7 protein-coding genes are annotated in these 6595 nt (G+C 67.4%); 3 read left to right on the top strand and 4 right to left on the bottom strand.

Translation table 11 applies throughout. The features are described from left to right. Nucleotides 1–277: 277 nt before the first annotated feature. From murU to RTY46_RS01520, 4 genes are all read right to left on the bottom strand, one after another. A complete protein-coding gene (gene murU / locus RTY46_RS01535; protein ID WP_312706332.1) occupies nt 278–988 on the bottom strand; it encodes an N-acetylmuramate alpha-1-phosphate uridylyltransferase MurU in 711 nt (236 codons plus the stop codon). 10 nt (nt 989–998) lie between these two features. Next, the gene (locus tag RTY46_RS01530; protein WP_312706331.1) at nt 999–2024 is read right to left on the bottom strand and encodes a phosphotransferase; all 1026 of its coding nucleotides are present in this window, start codon (nt 2022–2024) and stop codon (nt 999–1001) included. 55 nt (nt 2025–2079) lie between these two features. Next, the gene (locus RTY46_RS01525) at nt 2080–2349 is read right to left on the bottom strand and encodes a GlsB/YeaQ/YmgE family stress response membrane protein (RefSeq protein WP_312706330.1); all 270 of its coding nucleotides are present in this window, start codon (nt 2347–2349) and stop codon (nt 2080–2082) included. Between the two features lie 69 nt (nt 2350–2418). Continuing rightward, nucleotides 2419–3912, bottom strand: a complete 1494-nt coding sequence (locus tag RTY46_RS01520; RefSeq protein ID WP_312706329.1) for a M20 family metallopeptidase — start codon at nt 3910–3912, stop codon at nt 2419–2421. Between the two features lie 129 nt (nt 3913–4041). Here RTY46_RS01520 and RTY46_RS01515 point away from each other — a divergent pair, with 129 nt between their 5' ends. From RTY46_RS01515 to RTY46_RS01505, 3 genes are all read left to right on the top strand, one after another. Further along, the gene (locus RTY46_RS01515; protein WP_312706328.1) at nt 4042–4437 is read left to right on the top strand and encodes a helix-hairpin-helix domain-containing protein; all 396 of its coding nucleotides are present in this window, start codon (nt 4042–4044) and stop codon (nt 4435–4437) included. A gap of 325 nt (nt 4438–4762) precedes the next feature. Continuing rightward, complete coding sequence (locus RTY46_RS01510; protein WP_312706327.1) at nt 4763–5854, top strand: L,D-transpeptidase; 1092 nt, start codon at nt 4763–4765, stop codon at nt 5852–5854. Between the two features lie 17 nt (nt 5855–5871). After that, on the top strand, nt 5872–6585 hold the full coding sequence (locus RTY46_RS01505; protein WP_312706326.1) for a murein L,D-transpeptidase catalytic domain family protein: 714 nt from the start codon (nt 5872–5874) through the stop codon (nt 6583–6585). Nucleotides 6586–6595 lie beyond the last annotated feature (10 nt).

Raw genomic sequence — 6595 nt, 5'->3', positions numbered from 1 at the left:
CTTACAGCTCCCTGCGGCTGTTGGTAGGTGTCGACCTTGGTCGACACAGATGAGCGAGCGCAGCGAAGCGACCCGCTTCTGCTTTTCTTTTTCTTTTCCGTGGCTGGATGCCCCCGGAAATTGTCCGTGGCCGGGCGGATGGGTTGCGCAGGGGCGCAGGCGCCATGGATGGCGCCTACGAGCTTACAAGGATGTACTTGCAGCGTCCCCTGCGCAGCCCATCCGCCCGGCCAGACGTCAGTGATCCCAACGCACCAGGCGCCCAGCCACGAGGGGTTCAGCCGTTGGCGGCCAACTCCGCATCCAGCGCACGCAGGCGATCGACGGTGCCGACGTCGGTCCAGCGCCCGCGATGATGCTGCCCCGTCATCAACCCCTGCGCCATGAAATGCTTCTGCAGCGGAACCACCGAGAACTTCGGCGGCACCCGCTCGCTGCCCGGCGCATCGCCGATCACGGTGCGCCAGTGGGCCACGATCGAGGGCCGGTACACGCCGATGCCGGCATAGGTCAGGCACGGCCCGGTACGGTCGTGGTGCAGCAGGCCCTGCGCATCCAGCCGGTAATCGCCCTGCGGGTGCTGGGCCGGGTTGTCCACCAGCACCAGGTGCGCTTGGCCCTGCGGCTCGCGCGGCAGCGCGGCGAAATCGAAATCGGTCCAGATGTCGCCGTTCACGACCAGGAACGGGGCGTCGCCCAGGTGGGGCAGCGCGTTGAGGATGCCGCCGCCGGTTTCCAGCGGCGTCCCGCCTTCGTGCACGAAGTGCAGGTGCAGACCCCATTGGCTGCCATCGCCCAGCGTGGCCGGGAACTGCTCGGCCAGCCAGGCGGTGTTGACCACCACCTCGCGCACGCCCAGCGCCGCCAGGCGTTCCAGGTGCCAGACGATGAGCGGTTTGCCGGCCACAGCCAGCAGCGGCTTGGGCGTGTGCAGGGTCAGCGGGCGCATGCGCTCGCCCAGGCCGGCGGCAAAGATCAGAGCCTTCATTGCAGCGCCTTCAGCGGGCCACGCGCAGCGGCGCAGCGTGTTCTGCCAGTGCCGGCTTGATGCGCGCTTCCAGCAGCTGCTGCAGCGGCGCCAGTTCGCGGTAGCGCGGCAGCACTTCGTCCAGATAGGCGATGAAGCGCGGCACGTCGTCCAGGTAGTGGCCCTTGTTGTCGCGGTAACGCAGGCGGCTGAAGATGCCCAGGCACTTCAGGTGGCGCTGCACCCCCATCCAGTCGGCATCGCGCAGGAAGGTGGCGCGGTCGGGCACCGGCAGGCCTGCGGCCTGCGCGCGCTGGTGATACAGCGCCAGCCAGCCGTCCACGCGCGGCAGCGGCCAGCTCAGGAAGGCATCCTTGAACAGGCTGACCGCATCGTAGGCGATCGGGCCACGCACCAGATCCTGGAAATCGAGGATGGCCGGGCCGTCTTCCACCGGCATCAGGTTGCGCGGCATGTAGTCGCGGTGGGTCATCAGCTGTGCCTGGCCCAGCGCGTTGTCCATCAGGTGGCGCTGCACCCGCTGCAGTGCTTCGGCTTCGCCGCAGTCCAGGCGGATGCCCAGGTGGCGCTGCAGGAACCATTCTTCGAACAGGCCGGCATCGCGCTGCAGCAGCGCCTCGCCGAACTGGCCGAAATCGGCCGGCACGGCAATGGCCTGCAGGCGCAGCAGCTGGTCGATGGAGCGCTCGAACCAGGCATCGGCGTTGCGTTCGTCCAGCACCTTGGCCAGCGTCGGCCCGCCCAGGTCTTCCAGCAGCAGGAAGCCGGCATCAAGGTCCTGGGCCAGCAGGCCGGGCACGCGCAGGCCGTGCTCATGCAACAGCCCGCGCATGCGCAGCCAGGGCTGCGGATCTTCCAGGCCGGGCGGGGCATCCATCACGATGTGGCTGCCGCGCATGCTGGTGGTGCGCCAGTAGCTGCGCAGGCCGGCATCGACCGACGCGCGTTCGACCACCGCGTGGGCGTCGTCCAGCTGGGTGCGGGCCCACTGCAGGCGCTGCGCGCTGCGCTGGGGATCGGAAGCAGGTTCGGTCATGCAGGCGGTTCCGGGCGCGCCAGGCGCGCCGCGCTCAGGAAAAAAGAGGGATATATCAGCGGCGCGGCGAGAACAGGCGCATCACGGCCAGCACGGCCACCGCGCCGATGACCGCACCCAGGAAGCCAGCCGGCTCGCCGGGGCGGTACCAGCCCATGTATTGGCCGAACCACCCGGCCACCAGCGCACCGACGATGCCCAGCACGATGGTCAGCAGGCAGCCCATGCGGTTGTTGCCGGGCATGAAGAAGCGCCCGAGCAGGCCGACGAAAAAGCCGACCAGCAGGATGTACAACCAGCTGCTGCTGCCGAAAAGTCCATTCATGCGCGTGGTTTCCGCTGAGAGTGGACGCAGCCTAGCAAGGCCAGGCTGCGTCCGTCACGGTGTGCCGGATCAGCAGCAGCCGTGGTCGCCGTGGCGGGTGCCGCTGTCGGCAGCCACCGGCGAACCGCTGGTCTCGCCGCGCAGGCTGGCGGCGTAGTGCTCGCTGATCACCTTGGACACGCAGGCGGTGACCTTCTTGCCCATCGGGATGTGCAGGAACTCGTTCGGGCCGTGGGCGTTGGAGTGCGGGCCGAGCACGCCGGTGATCATGAACTGCGCCCCCGGGAACTTCTCGCCCAGCATGCCCATGAACGGGATCGAGCCGCCTTCCCCCATGTACATGGCCGGCTTGCCGAAGAAGGCCTGGCTGGCATCGTCGATGGCCTGGGTCAGCCACGGTGCCATGGCCGGGGCGTTCCAGCCGGTGGAGGCCTTTTCCAGGTCCAGGGTGACCTGTGCACCGTTCGGCGGGTCGCGCAGCAGTGCTTCCTTCAGCAGTTCGCCGCAGGCCTTGCCGTCGGCGGTGGGCGGCAGGCGCAGCGACAGCTTCACCGAGGTCTGCGGGCGCAGTACGTTGCCGGCCGATTCCAGCGGCGGCATGCCGCCCACGCCGGTGACCGACAGTGCCGGGCGCCAGGTGCGGTTGAGCACCAGCTCGGTCAGGTCTTCGTTCATCGGACGCAGGCCGTCGACCATCGGGAACTTCTCGAAGATCTCGGTATCGACCACTTCGGCAGCGCGCTTGGCCTGGGCCTGGCGTTCGGCCGGGATCTCCACGTTCATGCCATCGATCAGGATGCGGCCGGTGTCCTGGTCTTCGATGCGCGACAGCAGCTGGCGCAGCAGACGGAAGCTGGACGGCACCACGCCGGAGGCATCGCCGGAATGCACGCCTTCGTTGAGCACCTTCACGGTGAAGTTGCCGCCGGTCAGGCCGCGCAGCGAGGTGGTGCACCACAGCTGGTCGTAGTTGGCGCAGCCCGAATCCAGGCAGACCACCAGCGACGGCTTGCCGATGCGGTCGGCCAGGTGGTCGACGTAGGCCGGCAGGTCGTAGCTGCCCGATTCTTCGCAGGCTTCGATCAGCACCACGCAGCGGGCGTGCGGCAGGCCCTGGGCCTGCAGCGCCAGCACAGCCGCCAGCGAGCCGAAGATGGCGTAGCCGTCATCGGCGCCGCCGCGGCCATACAGCTTGTCGCCACGCAGGACCGGGGTCCACGGGCCGAGGTCGTCGTCCCAACCGGTCATTTCCGGCTGCTTGTCCAGGTGGCCGTAGAGCAGGATGGTGTCATCGCCGGTTTCCGCGCCGGTGGCCGGAATTTCCAGGAAAATCAGCGGGGTACGGCCTTCCAGACGGACCACCTCGACCTTCAGGCCGGGCAGCTGCTGGGCCTTGGCCCAGTTCTCCATCAGGGTGACCGCCTGTTCCATGTAGCCGTTCTGCACCCAATTGGCGTCGAACATCGGCGACTTGTTGGGAATGCGGATGTAGTCGACCAACTGCGGGACGATCTCGCTGTCCCACTTTTCATTGACGAATTGGCCGAGCTTGGCGCTGTCCATCTGAAACTCCGGTTGCATGACTGATGCCCGCATTCTACGCCTGTGGTGGGGGTAGGGTTTTTCCTACACGACGTCGGGTAGTTGGCTGGCTTTTAGAAATCTGTGAAACCGATAGGCTGTGCACATGTGGTGACGGACACTGTTTCGACCGACGGGATTGCCGGTCGGGACAGCCAGAACCACAAGGAGATACACGTCGTGCCTTGGAGTTTCGTGTCAAGGGCGCTGGTGCTGGGAATGTGGATGCTGGGGGCGCAAGCCGCCGAGCCCATCGACATCAACCGGGCCGATGCCCAGGCGCTGCAGCAGGGACTGTCGATGGTCGGGGCCAGGAAGGCTGCGGCAATCGTCGAGCACCGGCGCACACACGGCCCGTTTCACCGCGTAGAGGATCTTGCGCAGGTGAAGGGGATAGGGACAGGAATCGTCGAACGGAATCGACAGCGGATCACCGTAGGCAACCGGCTGTTGCCCGCGGATCCGGTACCCGGATCGGTACCGGTGCGAACCGTACCCAGGCGATGACAACAGGATTGTCGGAACCGGCAGGACGCTGGTTCATTGGTTGCGGACAGGAAGGCCGTGACCACCGACCGTCGCACGGATGCGACACCAATCACCAGGATGGTGGCATCACAGACCTGTGGAAGGGGCTGAGATACAAACAGGACAGAGGCGGCCGCGTGCAGGACGCAACGCCATCCCCACACCGCAGGACGCGGGGGGTGGCAGCAGGCCGACAAGGACGTGACGATTGCCCGGTACGACACACGGTAGTGTCGCCGGGCAATTTCTTTTTGTGCGCAAGGCTGCGACGCGGCGATGGTGTAGCGTGGGGGCTCCCCATGGAATGGAGCCACTCCGGATGTCCCTTCATCGTCTTGCCTTGCCGTTGGCGCTTGCCTTAGCCTGCGCCGCCAGTACGGTCAGCGCGGCCACACCCGCCGCTGCAACGACCACTGCCCCTGCCAGTGCCGAGGTGCGCGGGCCGACCGACCTGAAGCCCGGTGAGTATCTGTGGCACCCCGAAATCTCGCCGTCTGGTCCGATCGTGCTGGTGGTCAGCCTGGATGAGCAGCGCGCCTACGTTTACCGCAACGGCATCGCGATCGGGCTGAGCACGATCAGCTCCGGCAAGACCGGGCACGAAACCCCGACCGGTGTGTTCACCATCCTGCAGAAGGACAAGGACCACCGCTCCAACCTGTACAACAGCGCGCCCATGCCCTACATGCAGCGGCTGACCTGGGATGGCATTGCCCTGCACGGCGGCAGCCTGCCCGGGCACCCGGCCTCGCACGGCTGCGTGCGCCTGCCGCAGGCCTTCGCGCAGAAGCTGTTCAGTGCCACCCAGCGCGGCGACACGGTGGTGGTGGCCGATGCCAAGAGCGCGCCAATGACGCTGGCCTATCCGGCGGTGCTGGCGCCGGTCAATGCCAAGGGCCAGGCGCTGCCGGACGGTGAGACCGGCACCGCCGCGGCGGCGTGGTGGAACGATGCTGCGGCGCCGGCCGGCCAGGTCGGCATCCTGGTCAGCCTGCAGGACCAGCGCCTGTATGTGCTGCGCGACGGGGTGATGATCGGCGAATCGCCGCTGCGCGCCGATGCGCTGCCGGCCTTCCAGGGCACCACGCTGTTCGTGATGGGGCAGGGCTACAGCGATACGCCCAGCCCGCTGGATGCGCAGCAGCGCCTGCACCAGTGGACCGCGTATCCGCTGCTGGGCCAGGACAGCGCGCAGGCGACACCGGACCTGCTGGCCACGCCGTCGCTGCCGATGGCGCTGCCGGCTGATTTCGCCCGCCAGCTCTATCAGGTACTGGTGCCCGGCACGACCCTGCTGGTCACCTCGTTGCCGGCGGTACGCCCAAGCGCGGCTGAATCGGGCCTGCAGCCGGTGTTGGAATCGGAGCCGGCCGCGCCCACTTCGAAGAAATCCTGATTGGATTGCCGTTACCCATGAACGTTTCACGCACGTGCTGGCGGGCCGCTGGCGGCCTGCTGGCGATCCTGGCCGGTGCGGCCTCTGCTGCCGCACCGCCGGCGGCGGCCACCGCCAGCACCGAAGACCTGACCGCATTGCTGGCGCGCACCGCGCCCAATGCCGACCGCCAGGTACTGAAGCTGGCGGCAACGGCGTTGCGTTGTTCCCTGCAGCGACCAGAGCTGGGCGTCAGCGGTGAACGGCTGGCGGTGATCGACTACTCGCGGCCGTCCACCGAGCAACGCATGTGGGTGTTCGACCTGGCACGGCAGCGGCTGTTGTTCGAGGAATGGGTGGCGCACGGGCGCAACAGCGGGGGCAATCGCACCGAACATTTCTCAAACCGCGATGGCAGCTTCATGTCCAGCATCGGTGCCTTCACCGCGAAGGAAACCTACATGGGCGGCAACGGCTATTCGCTGCGCCTGGATGGGCTGGAACCGGGCTACAACGACCTGGCGCGTGATCGCGCCATCGTCATCCACGGCGCGCCCTATGTGAACCCGACCGTGGCCCGGCTGCAGGGGCGGTTGGGCCGCAGCCTGGGATGCCCGGCGGTGCGCCTGTCGGTGTCGCGGCCGCTGATCGATTCGCTGCGCGGCGGGGCACTGGTGTTTGCCTACTACCCCGACCCGGACTGGCTGAAACATTCCAAGCTGCTGGCCGCTGGCTGTGGCGGCGCAGGCTGACGCACGCACC

Source organism: Stenotrophomonas sp. (genome assembly GCF_032056425.1).
GTDB lineage: Bacteria > Pseudomonadota > Gammaproteobacteria > Xanthomonadales > Xanthomonadaceae > Stenotrophomonas.
Note: the sequence above shows the minus strand (reverse complement) of the source record. Positions and strands in the feature narration are given on the sequence as shown.